This window comes from Burkholderia mayonis, from assembly GCF_001523745.2.
Lineage (GTDB): Bacteria > Pseudomonadota > Gammaproteobacteria > Burkholderiales > Burkholderiaceae > Burkholderia > Burkholderia mayonis.
Genome location: NZ_CP013386.1, coordinates 1,330,778 through 1,356,286 on the forward strand (window position 1 = coordinate 1,330,778; position 25,509 = coordinate 1,356,286).

Annotated in this window: 18 protein-coding genes and 1 tRNA gene; 9 read left to right on the forward strand and 10 right to left on the reverse strand. The window is 66.9% G+C overall.

The genetic code is table 11. The features are described from left to right. The first annotated feature begins 77 nt into the window (after window positions 1-77). The 4 genes from WS70_RS06660 to WS70_RS06680 all read left to right on the forward strand — a co-directional run bounded on the left by WS70_RS06660 (window position 78) and on the right by WS70_RS06680 (window position 4,259). Entirely contained in the window at window positions 78-1,070 is a 993-nt protein-coding gene (locus WS70_RS06660) for a YVTN family beta-propeller repeat protein (RefSeq protein ID WP_059473760.1), read from the forward strand. Window positions 1,071-1,089: 19 nt separating this feature from the next. Further along, window positions 1,090-2,079 carry a sterol desaturase family protein gene (locus tag WS70_RS06665; RefSeq protein WP_059473777.1) on the forward strand — a complete coding sequence of 330 codons (990 nt, stop codon included), beginning with the start codon at window positions 1,090-1,092 and terminating at the stop codon, window positions 2,077-2,079. A gap of 528 nt (window positions 2,080-2,607) precedes the next feature. Beyond that, window positions 2,608-3,444 (forward strand): EI24 domain-containing protein, encoded by an 837-nt coding sequence (locus WS70_RS06675; RefSeq protein ID WP_059596608.1) that lies wholly within the window; start codon window positions 2,608-2,610, stop codon window positions 3,442-3,444. After that, window positions 3,441-4,259 (forward strand): competence/damage-inducible protein A, encoded by an 819-nt coding sequence (locus tag WS70_RS06680; protein ID WP_059473757.1) that lies wholly within the window; start codon window positions 3,441-3,443, stop codon window positions 4,257-4,259. Before WS70_RS06675 ends, WS70_RS06680 begins: the two co-directional genes overlap by 4 nt. A 232-nt stretch (window positions 4,260-4,491) precedes the next feature. Here WS70_RS06680 and WS70_RS06685 read toward each other — a convergent pair whose 3' ends face one another. Further along, window positions 4,492-4,956: a rhodanese-like domain-containing protein gene (locus WS70_RS06685; protein ID WP_059473756.1), complete on the reverse strand. Its 465-nt coding sequence runs from the start codon at window positions 4,954-4,956 to the stop codon at window positions 4,492-4,494. 394 nt (window positions 4,957-5,350) lie between these two features. Here WS70_RS06685 and glnA point away from each other — a divergent pair, with 394 nt between their 5' ends. From glnA to ntrC, 3 genes are all read left to right on the forward strand, one after another. Beyond that, entirely contained in the window at window positions 5,351-6,766 is a 1,416-nt protein-coding gene (gene glnA / locus WS70_RS06690) for a type I glutamate--ammonia ligase (protein WP_025989908.1), read from the forward strand. 166 nt (window positions 6,767-6,932) lie between these two features. After that, window positions 6,933-8,075 carry a nitrogen regulation protein NR(II) gene (glnL, locus tag WS70_RS06695; RefSeq protein ID WP_059473755.1) on the forward strand — a complete coding sequence of 381 codons (1,143 nt, stop codon included), beginning with the start codon at window positions 6,933-6,935 and terminating at the stop codon, window positions 8,073-8,075. A gap of 37 nt (window positions 8,076-8,112) precedes the next feature. Continuing rightward, window positions 8,113-9,645: a nitrogen regulation protein NR(I) gene (ntrC, locus tag WS70_RS06700; protein WP_059596607.1), complete on the forward strand. Its 1,533-nt coding sequence runs from the start codon at window positions 8,113-8,115 to the stop codon at window positions 9,643-9,645. Between the two features lie 203 nt (window positions 9,646-9,848). Here the strand turns inward: ntrC and xth are convergent, their stop codons facing one another. The 9 genes from xth to WS70_RS06745 all read right to left on the reverse strand — a co-directional run bounded on the left by xth (window position 9,849) and on the right by WS70_RS06745 (window position 23,558). Then, window positions 9,849-10,625: an exodeoxyribonuclease III gene (gene xth, locus WS70_RS06705; protein ID WP_059473753.1), complete on the reverse strand. Its 777-nt coding sequence runs from the start codon at window positions 10,623-10,625 to the stop codon at window positions 9,849-9,851. Between the two features lie 461 nt (window positions 10,626-11,086). Then, complete coding sequence (locus tag WS70_RS06710; RefSeq protein WP_059596606.1) at window positions 11,087-11,788, reverse strand: response regulator; 702 nt, start codon at window positions 11,786-11,788, stop codon at window positions 11,087-11,089. 23 nt (window positions 11,789-11,811) lie between these two features. Further along, the gene (locus WS70_RS06715) at window positions 11,812-13,746 is read right to left on the reverse strand and encodes a type IV pili methyl-accepting chemotaxis transducer N-terminal domain-containing protein (protein WP_059473751.1); all 1,935 of its coding nucleotides are present in this window, start codon (window positions 13,744-13,746) and stop codon (window positions 11,812-11,814) included. A 149-nt stretch (window positions 13,747-13,895) separates the two neighbouring features. Then, window positions 13,896-14,582 (reverse strand): respiratory nitrate reductase subunit gamma, encoded by a 687-nt coding sequence (narI, locus tag WS70_RS06720; RefSeq protein ID WP_059596605.1) that lies wholly within the window; start codon window positions 14,580-14,582, stop codon window positions 13,896-13,898. A gap of 35 nt (window positions 14,583-14,617) precedes the next feature. Beyond that, complete coding sequence (narJ, locus tag WS70_RS06725; protein WP_059596604.1) at window positions 14,618-15,322, reverse strand: nitrate reductase molybdenum cofactor assembly chaperone; 705 nt, start codon at window positions 15,320-15,322, stop codon at window positions 14,618-14,620. Beyond that, the gene (narH, locus tag WS70_RS06730) at window positions 15,319-16,872 is read right to left on the reverse strand and encodes a nitrate reductase subunit beta (RefSeq protein ID WP_059596603.1); all 1,554 of its coding nucleotides are present in this window, start codon (window positions 16,870-16,872) and stop codon (window positions 15,319-15,321) included. Before narH ends, narJ begins: the two co-directional genes overlap by 4 nt. Further along, window positions 16,869-20,594, reverse strand: a complete 3,726-nt coding sequence (locus WS70_RS06735; protein WP_059596615.1) for a nitrate reductase subunit alpha — start codon at window positions 20,592-20,594, stop codon at window positions 16,869-16,871. Before WS70_RS06735 ends, narH begins: the two co-directional genes overlap by 4 nt. Before the next feature lie 256 nt (window positions 20,595-20,850). After that, window positions 20,851-22,236: a NarK family nitrate/nitrite MFS transporter gene (locus WS70_RS06740; RefSeq protein ID WP_059473747.1), complete on the reverse strand. Its 1,386-nt coding sequence runs from the start codon at window positions 22,234-22,236 to the stop codon at window positions 20,851-20,853. Window positions 22,237-22,277: 41 nt separating this feature from the next. Then, a complete protein-coding gene (locus WS70_RS06745; RefSeq protein ID WP_059473746.1) occupies window positions 22,278-23,558 on the reverse strand; it encodes an MFS transporter in 1,281 nt (426 codons plus the stop codon). Window positions 23,559-23,761: 203 nt separating this feature from the next. Here WS70_RS06745 and WS70_RS06750 point away from each other — a divergent pair. Both WS70_RS06750 and dinB read left to right on the forward strand, forming a co-directional pair. Next, window positions 23,762-23,838 (forward strand) — tRNA-Met (locus tag WS70_RS06750). A 370-nt stretch (window positions 23,839-24,208) separates the two neighbouring features. Continuing rightward, a complete protein-coding gene (gene dinB, locus WS70_RS06755) occupies window positions 24,209-25,369 on the forward strand; it encodes a DNA polymerase IV (RefSeq protein ID WP_082722152.1) in 1,161 nt (386 codons plus the stop codon). Window positions 25,370-25,509 lie beyond the last annotated feature (140 nt).

The window sequence follows — 25,509 nt, forward strand, 5'->3', positions numbered from 1 at the left end:
CACACTTGGGCGCGAGACGTCAACCGGCGGCGTTCTCGCGCGTTTTACAATCACGCCAGTCCACGACGTGAGTCTTCATGCGCAATTTCCTTTCCCTCGGCCGCACGCTCGCGCTTGCCGCCGCCGTGCTGGCGCCCGTCGCCGCCTTCGCGAACAACGTGATTGTGCTGAATTCGGCCGAAGCGACGCTCTCCCTGATCGACGAGAACACACGCCAGGTCGTCGGCCAGTATCCCACCGGCAAGGAGCCGCACCACTTGATGGCGACGCCCGACAATTCGTCGCTGATCGTCGCGAACTCGGTGTCCAACAGCCTGATGTTCCTCGATCCGAAGACGGGCAAGCCGCAGCGCACGCTCGAAGGGATCGACGATCCGTACCAGCTCGGCTTCTCGCCCGACCGCAAGTGGTTCGTCGCGGCGGGCCTGCGGCTCGACCGCGTCGACATCTATCGCTACGACGGCCGTGACCTGACGCTCGCCAAGCGCGTGCCGCTCGAGGTGATGCCGAGCCACCTCGCGTTCACGAAGGACGGCAAGACGGTGCTCGTGACGCTGCAGGTGTCGGGCGAACTGGCCGCGATCGACCTCGCGACGCAGACGGTCAAGTGGAAGATGAAGGTCGGCAAGGTGCCGGCGGGCCTCTGGCTCACGCCCGGCGACAAGTACGTGCTGATCGGGATGACGGGCGCCGACTACGTCGCCGTCGTCGACTGGCGCAACCAGAAGATCGTGAAGACGATCCGGACCGGCAACGGCGCGCACAATTTCCGCTCGCTCGCGGACGGCACGCACGTCGCCGTGACGAACCGGGTCGCGAACACGATCAGCATCATCGACGAGAACGCGCTGACGAACGTCGGCGACATCACGGGCCTGCTGCCCGGCCCGGACGACATGGAGCTGTCCGCCGACAAGAAGACGCTGTGGGTGACGTTCCGCTTCGCGAAGAAGGTCGGCGTGATCGATCTGCCGAGCCGCAAGCTGATCCAGACGATTTCGGTCGGCCGTTCGCCGCACGGGATCTATTTCTATGATCGCGCGCCGTGGACGGCGCCGAACGGCGCTTGACGCGGCGGGGGAGCGGTTCATGCTGCACATGATTGTCGCCGCGCTCGACGGCTTCGTGTCCGATCTGCAGACCTGGCTGTACGTCGATATCGTGCAGCCGGTGATGTTCAAGGTCGGCCTGATGGACTACGACGAGGATACGTACGACGCGCTCTACTGGGTGATCGTCGGCGCGCTGCAGGTGGTCGCGATGTACGTGCTGCTGCGCCCGCTCGAGGCGCTGCGTCCCGTCGAGCGATGGGCGAACCGCAAGGAGGCGCGCGTCGACGTGATCTACACGCTGATCGCGAAGCTCGGCATCTTCAATCTGTTCTTCTTTTTCGCGATGCAGCCGCTTTTCGACAACTTCCAGGCGTGGCTGCGCCTCTTCGGGATTTCCAACATCAATCTCGACTACCTGTGGCCGGGCGTCACGTCGAAACCGATCATCGCGTTCGCGATCTATTTGATCGTGCTCGATTTCGCCGGCTACTGGTATCACCGCTGGCAGCACCGGATCGGCGTCTGGTGGGAGCTGCACGCCGTGCATCACAGCCAGCGCCAGATGTCGCTCTGGTGCGACGACCGCAATCACCTGCTCGACGACGTGATCCAGGCGTGCTTTTTCGCGGCGATCGCGCTCGTGATCGGCGTGTCGCCGTCGCAGTTCGTCGTGCTGACGGCGGTCACGAACTTCGTGCAGAGCGTCCAGCATACGAACGCGCGGCTGTCGTTCGGCCGGCTCGGCGAGCGGCTGCTCGTCAGCCCGACGTTCCATCGCCGCCATCACGCGGTCGGCTACGGCCACGAGGGCACGAAGTACGGCTGCAACTTCGGCGTGCTGTTCCCGTGGTGGGACATGCTGTTCCGGACCGCGTCGTGGAACCGTGCGCCCGAGCCCACCGGCATCCGCGAGCAGTACGACGGCGTGTCGTATGGCGACGGCTTTTGGGTGCAGCACGGGCTCGCGTTCATGCGGATCGCGCGGCGGCTCGCGCCGAAGAAGCCGCGCGGCGCGGCTTCGGCGTAAGCGGCGCGCGGCGCGGGCGGGGCGTCGTGCCGGCTCGTTTGGGGCGACGCGACGCGGGTCGCTTGTTTCGCATGCCGCGTCGCGCGTTCCGCCGAGGACGCGGTCTTTCGATTGGCTCGCCGGCGGCGCGAAGTCTGTCGTTTTTCTGTTCAACGCTGCGCCGAGTGGCGGTATGCGTTCGTTTCTTGACGGTTTTCGCCGTTGTATACGTTTTCAGGCGTCGTTTGGCCGTTTCTCTGCGCGCGGCGGATTGCACGCCGCCTCGGCTGCCGTACGGAAGTCATGCCGGATTGCTTTCCGCCCCGGATCTCGTTGCCGTCGGCGTCGTTGGCCGGCAGCCAGCCGTTGCGCCGTCGATCGCGAGCCGCCGCGATTCTTGCCGCCGCCGTCACCCAGCGCCGCAGCAGCGCGCGTTTCTCCGATCCGCATCCCCCCGTTCCGCTACCGCCCCGTTTTGTCGCACACGCGCCGCGTGGTTTATCCTAGCCGAGCTTTCCCCCATCATTCCCGATCGATGATCCGTCCCGCATGAACGACCTGCTGCGCTCCTTCGGCCGGGCGCTCGCGAGTGCGCTGCACCCGCGGATGCTCTGGCTCACCTTCATGCCGTTTATCGTCGCCGCGGTGCTCTGGGGCGTCGTGCTGTGGTTCGTGTGGCAGCCGCTCGTCGACGCCGCGCGCGCGGCGCTCGACGGCTTCGCGCTGACGGCGCTCCTCTACAAGTTCTTCGCCGCGATCGGCGCGTCGCAGCTGCATGCGGTCGTCGCGCCGTTCGTCGTCGTGTCGCTCGCGATCCCGCTCATCGTGCTGACCGTGCTGCTGCTGATCGCGACGCTCTCGATGCCCGCCGTCGTGACCCAATTGTCGAAGCGCCAGTTCGCGTCGCTCGAGATGAAGCGGGGCGGCAGCTGGTTCGGCAGCGTGTTCAATTCGCTGTGGGCCGCGCTCGCGAGCATCGTGCTCCTGATCGTCACGGTGCCGCTGTGGCTGATTCCGCCGTTCTTCGCACTGCTGCCGCCCGTGATCTGGGGCTGGCTCACGTACCGCGTGATGACCTACGACGCGCTCGCGCTGCACGCGAGCGTCGACGAGCGCCGCGCGCTCGTTCGCAAGCATCGCTGGCCGCTTCTCGGCATCGGCGTCGCGAGCGGGCTGCTCGGCACGGTGCCGACCTTCATCTGGGTGTCGTCGATCTGGATGATGGTGCTGTTTCCGTTCGTCGCCGCCGCGATGATCTGGGTGTACGCATTCATCCTGGTGTTCTCGGCGCTGTGGTTCGGCTTCTATTGCCTGCGCGCGCTGCAGGACCAGCGCGCGGCGGCGGCCGCGAGCGCGACTTCCATCGAATCGACGAGGCAAGCATGACCATCGGCATCATCATCATCGGCGACGAGATCCTGTCCGGGCGCCGCCAAGACAAGCACCTCGCAAAAGTGATCGAGCTCCTCGGCGCGCGCGGACTCGCGCTCGGCTGGGCCGAGTACGTCGGCGACGATCCCGCGCGGATCACGGCGACGCTCGAGCGCACGTTCGCGTCGGGAGACATCGTGTTCGCGACGGGCGGGATCGGCGCGACGCCCGACGACCACACGCGCCAGTGCGCGGCTGCGGCGCTCGGCGTGCCGCTCGAATTGCATCCGGAGGCGAAGGCGCTGATCGAGGAGCGGATCCGCGAAACGCATACGGACCCGGCGAAGCCCGTCGATCTCGATTCACCCGAGAACCAGCATCGCTTCAACATGGGCGTGATCCCGCGCGGCGCGACGATCATCCCGAACGGCTACAACCGGATTCCGGGCTTCTCGTGCGGCGATCACCATTTCGTGCCGGGCTTTCCGGTGATGGCGTGGCCGATGATCGAATGGGTGCTCGACACGAGGTACGCGCACCTGCACCATGCGACGCCGCATGCGGAGCGTTCGCTGTACGTGTTCGAGCTGCCTGAATCGACGTTGACGCCGCTCATGGAGAAGATCGAGCGCGATTTCCCGGGCGTGCGGGTGTTCAGCCTGCCGAGCGTCGGCGACGCGGAGAGAGGCGGAATCTATGCGCGCCGGCACATCGATCTCGGCGTGAAGGGCGAGCCGGAAGCGGTCGCGGCCGCGTTCGTGAAGCTGCGCGAAGGCGTGCATCTGCTCGGCGGCGACATCGTCGAGCCGGCCATGCAGCAGCATGGCTGAGCTAAGCCGACGGTCGGCAAGCCGGCGACTGGCAAGACCGGCGACTGGCAAGAAAGAGAAGAAGACCGGCTGGCGGGATGCCGGCCGGACGCACGGCGGCGCCGACGGGCGTCGCGCCGTGCCGCACCGCGTCGGGGCGCATGCAGGCCGCGCCGGCGTCACCCGTCATCGCCGTGTCATTGCCGTGTCATCGCCCGGCACGACGATGGCGGGCGGCGGTGCGTGTGACGTGTCATGCGCCGATCCAGGGCAGGCCGCGGTGGCACCAGCCATCGACGGTCTTCCGGTGTCCTTGCGCGTCTTTCGCGCCTTCGAATCCTTCGAGCAGATCGAATGCGTGCGTGAAGCCGGCCTGCGTAGCGGCGACCGCGGCGAGCTTCGAGCGCGCGGCGCTTCGGCACAGGAACAGGACCGGCTGATCGGGCTGCACGACCGTGCGCAGATGGTCGATGAATTCCGCATTCGGCACGCCGCCCGGATAGCGAGTCCATTCGACGTGCGCGTATTGGCCATCGCCGACGAGCGGACGGCCGACCCAATCAAGCTCCGCGCGGGTGCGCACGTCGACGAGGCGCGCGTTCCGATCGAGCTGCAGCAGTTCGAAGGCCTCGGCGGGCGAGAGCGCGCCCGCGTAGTTCAGGTTGCCTTGCGCGCGGCGCGTGTCGGCCTGCGCGTAAAGCTGTTCAAGCGTACTCATGGCGGGAGGTCTCCTGCGGATCAAAAAAACATTCTAGCGTGCCGGGCGCGCGACGACGGCCGGCAGTGTCGCCATGTGCGACCGTCACCAAAAAGGTGCAAAATGCACCGTTTGCACCAAAAATGTGATTTTCGAGTGTGCGGAGCCTGACATTGCCCAATATGGGTGCGTCTTTGGCAATGTCCGGGCGCACCGAAGCCCCGAAAGAGCGCGCCCCGGCCCTGACGGGGCGCGGCCTCGCGCGTTTCGCGCCGATCTGGCGCATGCATGGCATGGAAGCTGCTACATAGATCCCGTTCGAATCGGTTGTACGCGGCAAAGAACGCTGCGCTCAGCAGCTCGCTTAACGAGGCGGTCCCAGTCCGCCGGATTTGTTCAATCAGGAGAAGAGGTTATGAGTAAAACCGTCGCCGACGTCATGCAGCTCGTGAAGGACGAGGACGTCAAGTTTGTCGATTTCCGCTTCACGGACACGCGCGGCAAGGAGCAGCACGTGTCGGTGCCGGTGTCGGCGTTTGACGAAGACAAGTTCGAAGGCGGTCACGCGTTCGACGGTTCGTCGATCGCGGGCTGGAAGGGCATCGAGGCGTCGGACATGCTGCTCGTGCCGGATCCGGACACCGCCTTCATCGATCCGTTCTATGAAGAGTCGACGCTCGTTCTGACCTGCGACGTCGTCGAGCCGGCGGACGGCAAGGGCTACGAGCGCGATCCGCGCTCGCTCGCACGGCGCGCGGAAGCGTACCTGAAGAGCTCGGGTCTCGGCGACACCGCGTACTTCGGTCCGGAGCCGGAATTCTTCATTTTCGACTCGGTCCAGTGGAACACGGACATGTCGGGCTGCTTCGTGAAGATCGGCTCGGAAGAAGCGCCGTGGTCGTCGGCGAAGGAATTCGAAGGCGGCAACACGGGCCACCGTCCGGGTGTGAAGGGCGGCTATTTCCCGGTCGCGCCGGTCGATTCGTTCCAGGACATGCGCTCGGAAATGTGCCTGCTGCTCGAGCAGATCGGCATTCCGGTCGAAGTGCACCACCACGAAGTGGCGGGCCAGGGCCAGAACGAAATCGGCACGAAGTTCTCGACGCTGGTGCAGCGCGCCGACTGGACGCAGCAGCTGAAGTACATCGTCCTTAACGTCGCGCACACGTACGGCAAGACGGCGACGTTCATGCCGAAGCCCGTCGTCGGCGACAACGGCTCGGGCATGCACGTGCACCAGTCGATCTGGAAGGACGGCCAGAACCTGTTTGCGGGCAACGGCTACGCCGGCCTGTCCGAATTCGCGCTGTTCTACATCGGCGGCATCATCAAGCACGCGCGCGCGCTGAACGCAATCACGAACCCGACGACGAACTCGTACAAGCGTCTCGTGCCGCACTTCGAAGCGCCCGTGAAGCTCGCGTACTCGGCGCGCAACCGCTCGGCGTCGATCCGTATTCCGCACGTGTCGAACCCGAAGGGCCGCCGCATCGAAACGCGCTTCCCGGATCCGATGGCGAACCCGTACCTGTGCTTCTCGGCGCTGATGATGGCGGGTCTCGACGGCGTCCAGAACAAGATCCATCCGGGCGAGGCCGCGGACAAGAACCTGTATGACCTGCCTCCGGAAGAGGATGCAAAGATCCCGACCGTGTGCGCGGGCCTCGACCAGGCGCTCGAAGCACTCGACAAGGACCGCGAGTTCCTCACGCGCGGCGGCGTGTTCACGGACGCGATGATCGATGCGTACCTCGGTCTGAAGGAGCAGGAGCTCGCGAAGTTCCGCATGACGACGCATCCGGTCGAGTTCGAGATGTACTACTCGCTGTAAGCGGCGATGGCGCTTCGTCTCGTCGGCGGACGAAGCGCCGCGGCGCCGACCGGCCTTCGCGCGGCAATTGCGCGCGAAGGCATCGGACCTTGAAAGGGGACGGCGTGACGCCGTCCCCTTTTTGTTCCGCCCGTCACGGCGGTTTTTGACACGGCATCCACGCAAGATGGTTCTGAAGAATCTGATCAAGGCCAGGGCCGGCCATCCGGAGCGCCTGTCGGACGACGACCGGCTCGTGCGCTCGGGACTCCTCACGGGGCTGGAAGCGCTGCCGACGGTCGTGCTCGTGCTCGACCGGCGCACGCTCAGGATCGCGTTCGCCAATCCGTCGGCGGAGGCGATGCTCGACATCTCGCGCCGGCAGTTGTCGCAGATGCCGTGGGGCGAGATCTTCCCGAATGCGAACGAGCTCGCGACGACGATCACCGCGATCGGCGAAGAGCGTTTTCATGCGACCCATCTCGACACCGTGCTCGACCGCCCGGGCCGCGAGCCGCTGCACGTGCACGCGATCGTCGGCTTTCTCGAAGGCGCGCCCGACTTCGTGCTCGTCGAGCTGTTCGAGAACGAGCGGCAGTCGCGCACCGACCGCGAGGAGCGGATTCACGACCTCACGGCCGTCAACAAGCAATTGATCCGCAATCTCGCGCACGAGATCAAGAACCCGCTCGGCGGGATCCGCGGCGCCGCGCAACTGCTCGAGTTCGAGCTCGGCGAGCGCGAGCGCGACGAGTTGCGCGAGTACACACAGGTGATCATCAAGGAATCGGACCGGCTGCAGACGCTCGTCGATCGCCTGCTCGAGCCGCATCGCCATCCGCACATCGTCGGCGATGTGAACATCCACGAAGTGTGCGAGCGGGTGCGCGCGGTGATGCTCGCGGAATTCCCGCGCGGCCTCACGATCGAGCGCGACTACGACGTGAGCGTGCCCGATCTGCGCGGCGACAAGGAGCAGCTGATCCAGGCGCTCCTGAACATCGTGCGCAACGCGGCGCAGGCGCTGCGCGAGCGGATCGCGCAGGGCGACGCGAGGATCGAGCTGCGCACGCGCGTCGCGCGCAAGGTGACGATCGCGAAGCGCCTGTACAAGCTGGCACTGGACTTGCACGTGATCGACAACGGCCCCGGCATTCCAGACGACATTCGCGACCGGATCTTCTATCCGCTCGTGTCCGGCCGCGACGACGGCAGCGGGCTCGGGCTCACGCTCGCGCAGACGTTCATTCAGCAGCACGACGGGATGATCGAAGTGGACAGCCGGCCGGGCCGCACCGAATTTCAGATTTTGCTGCCGCTCGATCATTGAGCGGCGGCGCAGCGATTCTCCATACCTCTGACCGACCATGAAGCCGATCTGGATAGTAGACGACGATCAATCGATCCGCTGGGTGCTCGAGAAAGCGCTCGCGCGCGAGAGCTTCGCGACGAGGAGCTTCGCGAACGTGCGCGAAGCGCTCGCCGCGCTCGACCAGGAAACGCCGCAGGTGCTCGTATCCGACATCCGGATGCCGGGCGGCTCGGGACTCGAGCTGCTGCAGGCGATGCACGACCGGCTGCCGGGACTGCCCGTCATCATCATGACGGCGTTTTCGGATCTGGACAGCGCGGTCGCGGCTTTCCAGGGCGGCGCGTTCGAATACCTCGCGAAGCCGTTCGACGTCGACAAGGCGGTCGAACTGATCCGGCGCGCGGTCGAAGAGAGCCTGCGCGGCGGCGTGCCCGACGACGACAAGCTTGCCGAAGCGCCCGAGATGCTCGGCCAGGCGCCCGCGATGCAGGACATGTTCCGCGCGATCGGGCGGCTGTCGCATTCGGCCGCGACCGTGCTGATCACGGGCGAGTCGGGCACCGGCAAGGAGCTCGTCGCGCGCGCGCTGCATCGGCACAGCCCGCGTGCGAACGGGCCGTTCATCGCGCTCAACACGGCGGCGATCCCGAAGGACCTGCTGGAGTCCGAACTGTTCGGCCACGAGCGCGGCGCGTTCACGGGCGCGCAGACGACGCGCCAGGGCCGCTTCGAGCAGGCCGAGAACGGCACGCTGTTCCTCGACGAAATCGGCGACATGCCGTTCGATCTGCAGACGCGCCTGCTGCGCGTACTGTCGGACGGGCAGTTCTATCGCGTCGGCGGTCACAGCCCGCTGCGCTCGAACGTGCGCGTGATCGCGGCGACGCACCAGAATCTCGAGGCGCGCGTGCGGCAGGGCCTGTTCCGCGAGGACTTGTATCACCGGCTGAACGTGATCCGGCTGCGGCTGCCGCCATTGCGCGAACGCAGCGAGGACATTGCGCTCCTTACGCGTCACTTCCTGCAGAAGAGCGCGCGCGACCTCGGCGTCGAGCCGAAGCGCGTGTCGGACGAGGCGCTCGCGTATCTGACGTCGCTGCCGTTTCCGGGCAACGTCCGGCAGCTCGAGAACCTCGCGAACTGGCTGACGGTGATGGCGCCCGCGCAGACGGTCGAGATCAAGGACCTGCCGCCCGATCTCGTCGCGACGCAGACGGCGTCGGGCGGCGTGGCGCCGGCGGAAGCCGTGGTGATCGCAAACACGTCCGTCGTCGCCGGCAACGGCGCGGCCGAGCCGCAGGCGGCAAGCGTGGCCGTCGCCGCGCCCGTCTTGGCGAGCGCGCCCGCGGCGGCGGGCACGACCGCCGGACATCCGCTGTGGGAGCACGGGTTGCGCACCGAGGTCGCGCGCTTGCTGCGCGAGAACTCGGCCGACGTGATGGATGCGCTCGCGCGCCGCTTCGAAGCCGCGGTGATCCGCGAGGCGCTCGACTTCACGCGCGGCCGCAAGGTCGAGGCGGCGGAACGGCTCGGCATCGGCCGCAACACGATCACGCGCAAGATCCAGGAACTGCATCTCGAATCGTGATCCGATGTGGTGCGATGCGGGCCGTGCATGCGGCGTCCGCATCGATCGACAAGAGAAAACGGGGCGCCTGGAGCGCCCCGTTTGCGTGGGATGGCGATGCGCTCGCCGATGTATGGGTACGGTGCGGCGCTCGGCGCATGCGCCGCGTCATCGCGCGCGGCGCCGCCGTGCGTCGACGCGCGCGACGATTGCCGTGCGCGAGCTCAACCGATCTGCGCGACGACGGGCGTGTGATCGGACGGCTGCTCCCACGTGCGCGGCACGCGGTCGACCGTGCAACTCGTGCAGGTGTCGGCGAGCGCGGGCGACAGCAGGATGTGATCGATCCGGAGTCCGGCGTTGCGGCGGAACGCGAGCATTCGGTAATCCCACCACGTGAACGTCTTCCCCGGCTGATCGAAGCGGCGGAACGCATCGATGAAGCCGAGCGAGAGAAGCTGCGCGAAGTGCGCGCGCTCCTGCGGCGACACGAGGTTCTGGCCTTCCCATTTCGCAGGATCGTGCACGTCGCGATCCTCGGGCGCGATGTTGTAGTCGCCTAGCAGCGCGAGCTTCGGGTAGCGCTGCATCTCGTCCTTCAGCCATGCCTGCAGCGCGTCGAGCCATTGCATCTTGTAGACGAACTTGTCCGAGTCGAGCGCCTGGCCGTTCGGGAAGTACGCGGACACGATCCGCACGCCGTCGATCGTCGCGGCGATCAGGCGCTGCTGCGCGTCTTCGAAGCCGGGGATGTTGCGCACGATGTGTGTCTCGTCGAACGGCAGGCTCGCGCGCGCGAGGATCGCGACGCCGTTGTAGGTCTTCTGGCCCGCGAACCAACTGCGGTAGCCGGCCGCTTCGAAATCGGCGCGCGGGAATTTCTCGTCGGGGATCTTGAGCTCCTGCAGGCACAGCACATCGACGTCGCTCTGCGCGAGCCAGTCGAGCACGTGCTGCTTGCGCACGTTCAGGGAGTTGACGTTCCAGGTGGCAATTCTCATGGGCGGATCGGCAGGATGCGTAAGGCCGTCATCTTACCGCGAGCCGCCTGCGGCGACCGGAAAGCGTGGTTGCGTGCCGGAGGGAAGGGGCGGCGGCCGGCGTCGCGGACGGCGGCCGCCTGTCGGGGCGGGGCGATCAGGCGGGCGACGCCATGCTCGCGCACGTTGCTTGCCGCTTTCATCGCTTTCGGCAGGCCGTCGACGGGCGGGCGCGTTCGTTACGAATGCGCATGGCGGCGAGGCGGGCGTCTCACTTTCGGTCGGCTTCGGCGCGAGCCGAAGAGGGGACGGCGGCTCGCGCGTGCCTTTTCTTGCGGAGGTTGTCTCGTTGTGCGAAAGAAGAATGAGGATCGGCGCGGTCGCGTCGTCGTTCGCGAATGGACGCGTCGCTGCGCGGCGCGACGCACCGCTGCGCGGGCGTCACGGCAATGCGTGTCCGCGCGCTGTCGTCGGGCGCCGCGTCATGCTTCGGCCGGATGCGGCGCGGTCAGCCCGCGCTCGACCGCATAGACCGCGATCTGCACGCGGCTCGTCAGATTCAGCTTCTTCAGGATGTTCTGCACGTGGATCTTCACCGTGCTCTCGGCGACGTCGAACTCGCGCGCGATTTCCTTGTTGCTCGTGCCGCGCGCGAGCGCGCGCACGATGTCGTGCTCGCGCGGCGTCAACTGGTCGGGATCGACCGATGCATGCGAGACGGAAGCGGGCGCGGCGGCCTGCGCGAGCCGTGTCGCCGCCTGCGGCGCGCGCAGGCTCGCGATCCATTTCGCGGTCATGCTCTCGGCGATCACGGGCTCGCCCGCGGCCGCCTTGCGAATGCCCGCGACGAGCGTCTCCGCGTCGATGTTCTTCACGAGGAAGCCGCACGCGCCGTCACGCAGCGCGGTCGTCAGCTCTTCGGCGTCCTCCGACACCGTGAGGATCACGACGTGCGCCGACGGCACGTCCTGCACGAGCAACTGCAGCGTCTCGAGCCCGGACAACCCCGGCATGTTCAGGTCGAGCAGGATCACGTCGGGCTGATGCTGCTTCGCGCGCTTCACACCCTCGACGCCGTCGGACGCTTCGTCGACGACTTCGAAATCCGGCTGGCGTTGCAGCAGCAGCTTGACGCCGTTGCGAAAGAGTGTGTGGTCGTCGATCAACAGTACGCGTATGGTCATGATGCTTGTCCTCGTTCTTGTGTCTATGCCGCCTGTCGCGCGTCGGCCGGCAACACCAGCTCGACGCGCGCGCCGCGCTGCGGCGCACCTGTCAACGTGAGCGTCGCGCGCAGGCGGGCGGCGCGCTCTCGCATGATCGTGAGTCCGATGTGCGTGTCGGCGCGCGCGGCGAGCGCGGCCGGATCGTAGCCGCAGCCGTCGTCGGCGACGGACAGCCTGAACGCGGCGCCGTTCTCGACGTCGACCGCGACATGCCGCGCATGCGCGTGCTTGCGCACGTTCGACAGCGCTTCCTGCAGGATGAACAGCACCTGCAACTGCTCATCGGGCGGCAGCGGCGCGCCGCCCGTCTCGCGATAGTCGAGATCGCATGCGATGCGCGTCTGCTTCTCGAAGCGCGCGATCGTTTCCTCGATCGCCGCCTTCAGCTCGCCTTGCGTGAGGCGCGTGCGGAAGTTGAGGAGCAGCTCGCGCACGTCCGCGTAGCTCTGCTCGATGCCGTGCTTGAGCATCGGCACGATTTCGCGCGCATCGACGAGGTTGTCGTGCGTGATCGCATCGCCGAGCATCTGCGTCTGCAGGTTCACGAAGTTGAGGCTCTGCGCGATGCTGTCGTGCAGTCCTTGCGCGACGAGATTGCGCTCTTCGGCGACGGCGAGCTGCCGCGCGCTCGCGGACAGACGCACGTGATCGAGCGCGATCCCGAGATGGCGGCCGAGCGTCTCGAGCACGCGACGCTCGGCGTCGGGCAGCCGCGACGCGTCGCGGTAGTGCAGCGAGAACGAGCCCAGCACCGCGTCCTGCGTCATCACCTTGAACACGGCGACGGCCGCGAAGCCTTCGCGCGAGCACGGCGTCGGCGCGCGCGCGGCGCTGCCGCGCAGGTCGTGCAGTACGGCCGTCTCCGCGCGCGTCGCAGTGCCGCAGAAGCAGTCGTCGACCGACATGCAGCGTTCGAGATCGGTGAGTTCGGTCGACAGTCCTTCGGCGATCACGAGATGCAGCTTCTCGCCCGCCGGATCGGTGACGCGGATGCTGCCCGCGTCGGCGTCGAACTGCGCGATCGCGCGCGACAGGAATCCCGCGCACAACGCGTCGACGGCTTGCGGGCGATTCAGGAATGCGGTGATTTCGTAGAGCGCGGTGAGCTCGCGGTTCTGCGCGGCGAGCTGCGCGGTCTTCTGCTGCACGCGCTCTTCGAGCCCCGCGTACAGCTCCTGCAGTTCGCTCGCCATCCGGTTGAAGCCGCGCGCGAGATCGCCGAACTCGTCGCGCGTCTGCACGGGCAGCCGCACGGCGAATTCGCGCGCGGCCATGCGCTTCAGGCCGTCGCGCAGCTGCATCACGGGCAGGATGATCCACAGGAACAGCAGGTAGATGACGGCGACGGTGCCCGAGCACGCGAGCAGGCCGAGCCCGATCTGCGACAGGCGCAGCCATGTCGTCTTGCGCGCGTTGTCCGATTCGATCTCGCGCACGAGCAGATCGGCTTCGTCGACGAAGCCCGGCAGCGCGACGAGATAGGCGGCGGCCGCGTCAGGCCGCGGCGCGCCCGTCAGCGCCGCGGCGGCGAGCGGCCGCAGCGCGGCGTTCCAGCGATCGGTGACGATGTCGAGCTGATGCTGGATGACGGTCGTGTTCGGCAGGAAGAGGGGCCGCGACGGATCGCCGCGGCGCAGCCGCGCGAGCGTGCCGTCGACCGCGTCGACTTCGGCCGTGAGCTGGCGCTGCGGCTCGATGCCCGAGCCCGACAGCTCGACGTACGTGCGCGTCGCGCGCATCCGCAGGCTGCCGGCATCGTTGATCGCCGCGCCCGCGCCTTCGAGCTGCCACGACAGCCACAGCGTGCCGCCCACCATCGAGAGGACGAGCGCCCACGCGATCGCCGACAGCGCGACGATTCGCGTCGACAGGCGGTGCCGCCACGGGGCGGCGGAGTCGGGGAGAGCGGGAGCCATAGCACGTCATGTTTTTTTGGACATGACAATTGTCCTGCCGAATGTTGCGCTCCCGCTGCGACATAGCGGCACGTGAGGCATCGCGGCGCACTCGCCGGCGCGCCGCGATCGATTAGCTCCGACCCTCCAACGTGAAGCGGGAATGGACCCTAGCGGCGCGCGCGCACGAGCTGCCATGCGCGGCCGACATACGTGACCGACGCGAAGCCGCTCCACACGTGAACGAGTCGCGTGAACGGGAAGATCGCGAAGAGCGAGATGCCCATGAACAGATGCGCCTTGAAGAGCCACGGCGCATCGGCGACAAAGCTCGCTGCGTCGCCGCGGAACGTGACGATGTGCTGCGCCCACGTCATCAACTGCACCATCAGATGGCCGTCGGTGTGGCTCGCCGATTCGAGGATCGTCGACAGCCCGAGCACGAGCGTGATCAGCAGCCATGCGAGCAGCACCTTGTCGCCGCGGCGCGTGACGGCGGCGATGCGCGCGTTCGTCAGGCGCCGATGCAGCAGGATCGCGAGGCCGACGAGCGCGAGCGAGCCCATCACGCCGCCCGCCGTCATCGCGACGAGCTGCTTGAGATGATGGGTGACGCCGAGCGCGTCCCACACCGCGACGGGCGTGAGCAGCCCGACGAGATGCCCGAAGAACAGCCCGAGCACGCCGACGTGGAACAGGATGTTGCCTGTGCGCAGCGCACCGCGATGCAAGAGCTGCGAGCTGTCGGACTTCCACGTGTATTGCTCGCGCTCGAAGCGCGCGAGGCTGCCGAACAGGAAGATGGCGGCGGCGATGTACGGATAGATGCCGTAGACGAAACTATTCAGATAATCCATGACGTGACCTCGAAACGGGTTCGCGACGCCCCGCGTCACGCGCGGGGAGCGGGCGTCGCCGCGCGGCGCGGCGGATGAAAGCGGATCGGCTGAGTGAGCGACGCGCTCGCCGCGGGCGCGAGCAGCGGCTCGACGCCGTCGTGGCCGGGGCCGAAGCGCTCGAGCGCCTCGTCCATCGTGCGCGGCGGCGGCTCGGCGACGGGCTGCGGCTCGACCGGGCTCAGCGCGCGCAGCACCGCGAACGCGGCCGCATACGGGCTCTGCGCGCGAGCGAGGCGCTCGCCGAGCGCGGCGAGCACGTCGATCGCGTCGCCGAGCAGGCGCGCCGCGTGCTCGCTGTCGCCGTCGCCCGCGATCGCGCCGAGGAATTCGACGAAGAGCGGCACGTAATCGGGCAGCTCGTTGCCGACCGGCTCGAAGCCGTGACGGCGGTATTCGTCGAGCAGATCGACCATTGCCTGGCCGCGGTCGCGGCTTTCCCCGTGCACGTGCTCGAACAGATGCAGTGAGTGCGATGGCGTGCGGTCGAACGTCGCGACATAGCGCTCCTGCAGCTCGATCAAGGGCGTCGCGCGCAGCGACGCGACGAGCGGCGCGAGCGTCGAGCGCGCGTCGGGGAACGCGTCGAGCGCGCGCTCGACGTCGGGCAGCGCGTCGAGCAACGCCTGCTCCGGATAGATCAGCAGGGCGGACAGAACCGGATAGATCGACATGACGTTTTCCTCGTGCGATGCGCTCATGCGGCGCTCGCTTTTTTGCGCGTGACGGTCGGCAGCGCCGCGTACGACACCGCCGTTTCCTTCTTGCGGCCGAACAGCGTGCCGTCCGACGTGCCGCCCGAGCAGCCGTTGCCGAACGAGAAGCCGCAACTGCCTTTCTCGTCGAAGCTGTCTTCTGCCATTTCCTTGTGCGACGACGGAATCACGAAGCGGTCCTCGTAGTTCGCGATCGCCATCAACTGATACATGTCCTCGACCTGCTCGGCGGTGAGTCCGACCTGCGCGAGCACCTGCGCGTCGTGCTCGCCGTGCACGGTCTGCGCGCGCTTGTACGCGCGCATCGCGAGCATCCGGTCGAGCGCCGCGGCGACCGGCGCTTCGTCGCCCGCGGTCAGCAGGTTCGCGAGATAGCGCAGCGGAATCCGCAGGCTGCGCACGTCCGGGATCACGCCGTTCATCCCCATGTGGCCCGACTGTGCGGCGCCCTGGATCGGCGACAGGGGCGGCACGTACCACACCATCGGCAGCGTCCGGTATTCCGGATGCAGCGGGAACGCGACCTTCCATTCGCATGCCATCCGGTAGACGGGCGAGCGCTTCGCCGCGTCGATCCAGCTTTGCGGGACGCCGTCCGCGAGCGCCTGACGCTCGATCGCCGGATCGTGCGGATCGACGAACACCGCGAGCTGCTCTTCGTAGAGCTTCTGCGGATCGGCGATCGACGCCGCCTGCTCGATGCGGTCCGCGTCATACAGCATCACGCCGAGATAGCGGATGCGGCCGACGCAGGTTTCCGAGCAGACGGTCGGCTGCCCGGCCTCGATGCGCGGGAAGCAGAACACGCACTTCTCGGCCTTGCCGGTTTGCCAGTTGAAGTAGATCTTCTTGTACGGGCAGCCCGAGATGCACATCCGCCAACCGCGGCACTTGTCCTGGTCGACGAGCACGATCCCGTCGTCCTCGCGCTTGTAGACGGAGCCGGACGGGCACGACGCGACGCACGCCGGATTCAGGCAGTGCTCGCAAAGGCGCGGCAGGTACATCATGAAGGTGTTCTCGAACGTCGAGTACATCTCTTTCTGCACGTCCTCGAACAGCTTGTCGCGGCCGCGCGACTTGAACTCGCCGCCGAGATCGTCTTCCCAGTTCGGCCCCCATTCGATCTTGTCCATCTTCTGGCCGGTGATCGCGGAGACCGGGCGCGCGGTCGGCGGCGTCTGCGACAGCGGCGCGTTCTGCAGATGCGCGTAGTCGTACGTGAACGGCTCGTAGTAGTCGTCGATGCCGGGAAGGTTGGGATTCGCGAAGATGTTCGCGAGGATCTTCAGCTTGCCGCCCTGGCGCGGCTCGAGCTTGCCCGCGTCGTTGCGCTTCCAGCCGCCTTGCCATTTGTCCTGGTTTTCCCACTCGCGCGGATAGCCGACGCCCGGCTTCGTCTCGACGTTGTTGAACCACGCGTACTCGACGCCGTCGCGCGACGTCCACACGTTCTTGCAGGTGACGGAGCAGGTGTGGCATCCGATGCATTTGTCGAGATTGAGCACCATCGCCACTTGTGCGCGGATCTTCATTGTGCTGCTCCTTCGTTAAGCGGCTCCTCGAGCCAGTCCACCCGGTTCATCTTGCGCACGATCACGTATTCGTCGCGGTTGCTGCCGACCGTTCCGTAGTAGTTGAAGCCGTACGCCTGCTGCGCGTAGCCGCCGATCATGTGCGTCGGCTTCGTCACGGTGCGCGTGACCGAGTTGTGAATCCCGCCGCGCTTGCCGCTCGTTTCCGCGCCCGGCACGTTCACGATCTTTTCCTGCGCGTGGTACATGAGGCACATGCCGGCCGGCACGCGCTGCGACACGACCGCGCGCGCGGTCAGCGTGCCGTTCACGTTGAACACCTCGACCCAGTCGTTGTCGCTGATGCCTGCCTGCTGCGCTTCGGCCTCCGAGATCCACACGTGCGGGCCGCCGCGCGACAGCGTCAGCATCCGCAGGTTGTCCGAGTAGGTCGAGTGGATGCCCCATTTCTGGTGCGGCGTGATCCAGTTCAGCACGAGCTCCGGCTGGCCGTTCGGCATCCGCTTGTGCAGCGGCGCGACCGTCTTGGTGTCGATCGCCGGCCGGTACGCGCACGAGCCTTCGCCGAAGTCGAGCATCCAGCGATGGTCCTGATAGAACTGCTGGCGGCCCGTCAGCGTGCGCCATGGAATCAGCTCGTGGACGTTCGTGTAGCCGGCGTTGTAGCTGACTTCCTCCGATTCGAGGCCGGACCACGTCGGCGCCGAGATGATCTTGCGGGGCTGCGCCTGCACGTCGCGAAAGCGGATCTTGTCGTGCTCGCGGCCGATCGCGAGATGCGCGTGATCGCGGCCCGTGATCTTCGAGAGGGCGTCCCATGCCTTCACCGCGACGTGGCCGTTCGTTTCCGGCGCGAACGTGAGGATCATCTCGGCCGCGTCGATCGCGGTGTCGAGGCGCGGGCGGCCGCGGCTCACGCCGGGCTCGGCGACCGTGTCGGACAGCGCGCCGATCTCCTTCACCTCGTGCTCGGTGTTCCAGTTGATCCCCTTGCCGCCGTTGCCGAGCTTGTCGAGGAGCGGCCCGATCGACGTGAACTTCTTGTAGATGTCGCCGTAATTGCGCTCGACGACCGTCATCGACGGCGCGGTCTTGCCGGGGATCAGGTCGCATTCGCCGCGGCGCCAGTCCTTCGGCTCGAACGGCTGGCCGAGCTCGCCCGGCGTGTCGTGCATGAGCGGCGTGCAGACGAGGTCGCGCCGCGTGCCGAGGTACGGGCCCGCGATCTCGCTGAACTTCTTTGCGATCGTCTTGTAGATCTCCCAGTCGGTCTTGCTCTCCCACAGCGGCTGCACGGCTTCGGACAGCGGGTGGATGAACGGATGCATGTCCGACGTGTTGAGGTCGTCCTTCTCGTACCAGGTCGCGGTCGGCAGCACGATGTCGCCGTACAGGCACGTCGTGCTCATCCGGAAGTCGAGCACCGTGAGCAGATCGAGCTTGCCTTCGGCTGCGTCGCGCACGTTCACTTCGGACGGCTTCAGCGCATCGGCCTCGTCGCTGAAGAGCGCGTTCTGCGTGCCGAGCAGATACTTGAGGAAGTACTCGTGCCCCTTGCCCGAGCTGCCGAGAATGTTCGAGCGCCACACGAACATGTTGCGCGGGAAGTTCGCGGGATTGTCGGGATCGTCGCACGCGAACGCGAGCTTGCCGCTCTTCAGCATCTCGACCGCGTATGCGACGGGCTCCTTGCCCGCGCGCTCGGCTTCGTCGACGACGTCGAGCGGATTTCTTTCGAGCTGCGGCGCCGACGGCAGCCAGCCCATCCGCTCGGACTTCGCGTTCAGGTCGAGCAGCGTCATGCCTTCGTACTTCGAACGATCGGCGGTCGGCCCGAGGATCTCGTCGACCGCGAGCTTTTCATGGCGCCATTGGCTCGTGTGGCTGTAGAAGAACGACGTGCCGTTCATCTGGCGCGGCGGGCGCGACCAGTCGAGCGCGAACGCGAGCGGCGCCCAGCCGAACTGCGGACGCAGTTTCTCCTGGCCGACGTAGTGCGCCCAGCCGCCGCCGCTCTGGCCGATGCAGCCGCACATCATCAGGAGGTTGATGATGCCGCGGTAGATCATGTCGTTGTGATACCAGTGGTTGAGCGCCGCGCCGACGATCACCATGCTCTTGCCGCGCGTTCTGTCCGCGTTGTCGGCGAATTCGCGCGCGACCTGGATCACGAGATGGCGCGCGACGCCCGTGTGCTTTTCCTGCCACGCGGGCGTGTACGGCACGTCGTCGTCGAAGCTCGCCGCGACGTTCGGTCCGCCGAGGCCCTGGTCGACGCCGTAGTTCGCCATCTGCAGGTCGTAGACGGTCGCGACGAGCGCGGTCGTGCCGTCGGCGAGCGCGACGCGCTTCGCGGGCACGCGGCGCGCGAGCAGCGATTCGTGCTCGCCGCCGAAGTAGGGGAAGCCGACGTCGACGACTTCATCGTGCGCGTTGACGAGCGACAGCTTCGGATCGATTGCGCGGCCGCTGCCGCCGTCCTTCATTTCGAGATTCCAGCGGCCGACCTTCTCGCCGCCGTTGTGCGCGGCTTCGCCCCAGCGAAAGCCGATCGAGCCGTTCGGCGCGACGATGTCGCCCGTCGCGGCGTCGATCGCGAGCGTCTTCCATTCGGGATGATTCGCTTCGGCGAGCGAGTCGGCGAGATGCGACGCGCGCAGGAAGTGATCGGGCACGCGCATGCCGTCGCGCTCGCGCAGCAGCACGAGCATCGGCATGTCCGTGTACTGCTTCACGTAGTCGCGGAAGTACGCGGACTTGCCGGCCGCGTGGAATTCCTTCAGCACGACGTGGCCCATCGCCATCGCGAGCGCGGCGTCGGTGCCTTGCTTCGGCGCGAGCCAGATGTCGCCGAACTTGACCATCTCGCCGTAGTCGGACGAGATCGCGACCGTCTTCGTCCCCTTGTAGCGGACCTCGGTGTAGAAGTGCGCGTCGGGGGTGCGCGTCTGCGGCACGTTCGAGCCCCAGACGAGCAGGTAGCTCGAGTTGTACCAGTCGGCCGATTCGGGCACGTCGGTCTGCTCGCCCCACACCTGCGGGCTCGCGGGCGGCAGGTCGCAGTACCAGTCGTAGAACGACAGGCACGCGCCGCCGATGAGGCTCAGATAGCGCGCGCCCGCCGCGTACGACACCATCGACATCGCCGGAATCGGCGAGAAGCCGACGACGCGATCCGGCCCGTAGCGCTTGATCGTGTACGCGTTCGCGGCGGCGATGATCTCGGTCGCGGTGTTCCAGTCCGCGCGCACGAAGCCGCCGAGGCCGCGCACGCTCTTGTAGCGGCGCGCCTTCTCGGGATTCTGGCTGATCGATTCCCATGCGGCGATCGGGTCCATCGTCTTGCGCGCCTCGCGCCACATCTCCATCAGGCGGCCGCGGATCATCGGGTATTTGACGCGCTGCGCGGAGTAGACGTACCAGCTGTACGACGCGCCGCGCGGGCAGCCGCGCGGCTCGTGATTCGGCAGGTCGGCGCGGGTGCGCGGATAGTCGGTCTGCTGGGTTTCCCACGTGATGAGGCCGTTCTTCACATAGACCTTCCACGAGCAGGAGCCGGTGCAGTTCACGCCGTGCGTCGAGCGGACGATCTTGTCGTGCTGCCAGCGGCTGCGGTAGCCGTTTTCCCAGCGCCGATCCTCGTCGACGACGGCGCCGTGGCCGTCGGAGAACGTGGATTTCACGCGCGACATGAACTTCAGCCGATCCAGAAAATGACTCATCGTGTGTTTCTCCAAGGGCATCCGCGGTCGCCCCAGGGTGCTGCGAATGCTTGTGTCAGGGGACACTCCGAGATTACGGCGCGTGCGCTTGCGCGCCCATTCGCCGATGGAGCGGGAAAGGGGAGGGAAAAGAACTAGTTCGAAAGAACTAGAGGGCGCGATGCGCCCTCGTGAAATGCGGGTTGGATGCAGCCACGCGAATGCGGCCGCGTGTCGCAGCGCGCCGCATCCGGAAACGGTCGGCGTCAGCGCGCGTTCAGCACGGCATCGACGCGTTGCGGCGCGCGTAGAACCACCACGTGATCGCGACGCACGACACGTAGAACACGATGAAGCACGCGAGCGCGGGCACGGCCGAACCTGTCATGTCGAGCGACGTGCCGAAGCTCTTCGGAATGAAGAAGCCGCCGTATGCGCCGATCGCGCCCGAGAAGCCGAGCACCGCGGCCGATTCCTTGCCGGCGTCGAGGAGCGCCTGCTTCTGCGCGGCTTCGTCCTGGCCCTGCGCGGCGCGCTGCCGCTCGGTCAGGAAGATCACCGGGATCATCCGGAACGTCGAGCCATTGCCGATGCCCGTCAGCGCGAACAGCACGATGAACATCGAGAGGAAGCCCGCGAAGTTGCCCGCGTCGCCGTCCGCCGGCAGGAACGCGATGACGCCCGCGACCGCCGCGATCATCGCGGCGAACGTCCAGAACGTGACGCGCGCGCCGCCGATCCGGTCGGACACCCAGCCGCCGACGGGCCGCATCAGCGCGCCAGCGAGCGGGCCGATGAACGCGTAGGCGGTCGGGTTCACGTTCGGGAAGAGCGCCTTCGTGAGGAGCGCGAAGCCGGCGGAGAAGCCGATGAACGAGCCGAAGGTGCCGACGTACAGCCAGCACATCAGCCAGTTGTGCAGCCGGCGGAAGATCACCGCCTGCTCGGCGAACGACGCCTTCGCGTCGGCGATGTCGTTCATCCCGAACCACGCGGCGAGCGTCGCGACGACGATGAACGGCACCCACACGAAGCCCGCGTTCTGCAACCACAGGTTCGTCGTCGTGCCGTGCGCGACAGCGGTTTGCGGATCGCCTGCGAGCGCGCCGAAGATGCCGGCCGAAATCACGAGCGGCGTGACGAACTGCACGACCGACACGCCGAGGTTGCCGATCCCCGCGTTGAGCCCGGTCGCGAGCCCCTTTTTCGCCTTCGGGAAGAAGAAGCTGATGTTCGCCATCGACGAACTGAAGTTCGCGCCGCCGAAGCCGCACAGAAGCGCGAGGATGAGGAGCGTCGGATAGCCCGTGCCCGGATCGCGCAGCGCGAAGCCCATCCCGAGCGCAGGGATCAGGAGGGTCGCGGTCGAGATCGCGGTGAAGCGGCGGCCGCCGAAGATCGGCACGAGAAAGGAGTAGAAGATGCGCAGCGTCGCGCCCGAGAGCGCGGGCAGCGCGGTGAGCCAGAACAGCTGGTTCTTGCCGAAGTGAAAGCCCGCGCGATCGAGATTGACGACGACGACGCTCCACAGCGACCAGACGACGAACGCGAGCATCAGCGCGGGAATCGAGATCGCGAGGTTGCGCCACGCGACGGGGCGCCCCTTGGCTTGCCAGAAGGCCGGGTTTTCGGGATCCCAGCGCACGAGTAGAGAAGTGGACATGATCGAATCCGTTGAGTGAACGAAGGTGACGAAGAAGGCGCTCACGCGGAGCGGGCGGCGAGCACGCGCTGGTCGTGCGCCGCACGCTCGGCGCGGAAGCTGAAGTACATCCAGACGAGGCTCACGCTGACGGCGCCGTAGAGCAGCATGAAGCAGGTCGAGCGAACGCCCGTCAGGTCGACCAGCGCGCCGAACAGGATCGGCAGCGCGAAGCCGGCGAGGCCGCCCGCGAGGCCGACGACGCCCGACACCGCGCCGATGTCGTCCGGGAACTCGTCGGCGATGAACTTGAAGACCGACGCCTTGCCGACCGCCATCGCGATGCCGACCGCGAACAGCAGCACGGTGAACGCGACGGGCGTGTGGCCGAGATGGAAGCCGAGCGGGCCGTGCGCCGCATGGATCGTGAAGTCGGTCGGCGGGTAGCTGAGGATGAAGAACGTGACCCAGCAGACCCACATCACCCACCACGTGGTGCGATAGGCGCCGTAGCGGTCGGACAGCCAGCCGCCGATCGCGCGGAGCACGCCGCCCGGCAGCGAGAAGCACGCGGCGAGGAACGCGGCCGACTGGATGCCGAAGCCGTATTCGCCGACGTAGTATTGCGTGAGCCAAAGCGACAGCCCGACGTAGCCGCCGAACACGACCGAGTAGTACTGCGAGTAGCGCCACACACGCGGATTCTTCAGCACGCGCAGCTGCGCGCGCAGCGACGTCGCGTTCGTCGAGCGGTGCGCGGGATCGGTCGCGGAGAACACCCAGAAGAGGAGCGCCATCACGAGCATCGCGATCGAATAGACACGCGGCACGATGGTCCACGTGCCCGCCGCCGCGATGAGCGCGGGCGCGACGAACTTGTTGACGGCGGCGCCCGAGTTGCCGGCGCCGAACACGCCCATCGCGAGGCCCTGGCGCGCCTTCGGGAACCAGCGCGCGACGTACGGCGTGCCGACCGAGAACGAGCCGCCCGCGAGCCCGACGAAGAGGCCGAGCACGAGGAACTGCCAGAGCTGGGTCGCATACGAGATCAGCCAGATCGGCACGACGGTGACGAGCATCAGGATGAAGAACACGATGCGGCCGCCGTAGCGGTCGGTCCAGATGCCGAGCGGCACGCGGATCAGCGATCCGGTGAGCACTGGCATCGCGGCGACGAGGCCAAATTCGGTGTCGTTCAGGCCGAGGGTCTTCTTGAGCGGAATGCCGAGGATCGCGAACATCATCCAGACGGCGAAGCACAGCGTGAATGCGATCGTGCTCGATGCGAGCACGGGCATCGCGCGCTTGTCGAGCGATGCGGGAGGAGCGGAGGTTGCAGCCATGATGATTCTCTCGAGACGAGGAGGAGCGTCTCAAGAGTAGGGATGCGCGATGCGCTTGCCTATTCGCCGGGAGAACGGGCGCGCCTGCGTCGCTGGGTCGACCGGACTAGTTCGATCGGCGGGGGCGCGGCGGCATGTGTGACAATTGTTTGAAATAAGATTTGACGCGTCCGCTTAAAACCCATATACTTTTATTTCTTTGACGCGGGGTGGAGCAGTCTGGCAGCTCGTCGGGCTCATAACCCGAAGGTCGTAGGTTCAAATCCTACCCCCGCAACCAAATTCGGCGATGTCCACGCGCAAATGACCGATGCGCGAGTCGTCAAAACAAAAACCCGGCTTTCGAGCCGGGTTTTTGTTTTTCCGCGGCCGGTTTCGCCTCTCGCACATCGCGTCTTTCGATGTCGAACGGGCGGTGCGTCATCTCGTCGGGTTCTCGTTGCCCAGCAAGCGATGCACTCGGATCGGCGCATGGCCCCCGACTTTCTCTGCATCGGACTCTTGCGCGCTGTCACAACGTTGTTGCGTGCCCGAAGCATCGCGGACATCGTATTCAAAGCGGCGCGGTCTGCGCCCCGGCGCATGCGCGGTGCGCAATGACGCACCGCGCAGTTGAAACGCGCACTGTGTTTTTGTACAGTATCGGCACCTTGGACAAGCCGACGCCTTCCTCCGACACGCTTCCGCCGCCTTCGGGCGACGCGGCTCCGTTCGCGCGCAAGATCATCCATTGCGATTGCGACTGCTTCTACGCGTCGGTCGAGATGCGCGACGATCCGTCGCTGCGCGGCCGCCCGCTCGCGGTCGGTGGCCGGCCCGACCAGCGCGGCGTGATCGCGACCTGCAACTACGAGGCGCGCCGCTATGGCGTGCATTCGGCGATGTCGTCGGCGCTCGCGATGCGCAAGTGTCCCGAGCTGCTGATCCTGCCGCCCGCGATGGACAAGTACCGCGCGGCGTCGCGGCTCATCATGGCGATCTATCGCGACTACACGCCCGACGTCGAGCCGCTGTCGCTCGACGAGGCGTATCTCGACGTGAGCCGCGCGACGCGCTGCCAGGGCAGCGGCACGCTGATCGCGCGCGAGATCCGCGAGCGCGTGCGCGATACGGTGGGCGTCACGGTGTCGGCGGGCGTCGCGCCGAACAAGTTCATCGCGAAGATCGCGTCGGACTGGAACAAGCCCGACGGTCTCTTCGTCGTGCGGCCGCACGAGGTCGACGCGTTCGTCGCCGCGCTGCCCGTGCGCAAGCTGCACGGCGTCGGCAAGGTGACGGCCGCGCGGCTCGACAAGCTCGGCATCCGCACGTGCGACGAGCTGCGCGGCTGGTCGCTGTTTGATCTGCATCACGAATTCGGCGCGTTCGGCCGGCGGCTCTACGAGCTCGCGCGCGGCATCGACGAGCGGCCAGTGCGCGCGGACCAGGAGCGCAAGTCGGTGAGCGTCGAGACGACCTACGTCCGGGATCTCGACACGCTCGACCAATGCGCGGCCGAGATCCGGCGATTGACGGTGCTGCTCGACGCGCGGATCGCGCGGGCAGGGGCGGTGCGCTCGATCAGGAAGCTGTATGTGAAGATCCGCTTCGCGGATTTTCAGCGCACGACGGTCGAATGTGTCGCCGACGCGACCGATGCCGAGACGGCGGTCGCGCTGCTCGCGAAAGGGCTGGTGCGCCGCAAGCAGCCGGTGCGGCTGTTGGGCGTCGGCGTGCGGATCGACGAGGACACGGCCGAGCGGCATGGGCAGATCGCGCTCTTCGATGACGAAGACGACGACGGCGAAAACGACACGTCGTCCGGCGCGTGATCGCTCGACGGGCGCGCGCCGCATGAACAAGAGCGGGCGACAAAAAACGGCAGCCCGCCGATGCGGGTTGCCGTTCGTTTCGACTGACGGAGGCTCGATGGGACGCCGCAGCCGGCGGCTCGTGCGACCGTCGGGCTCGC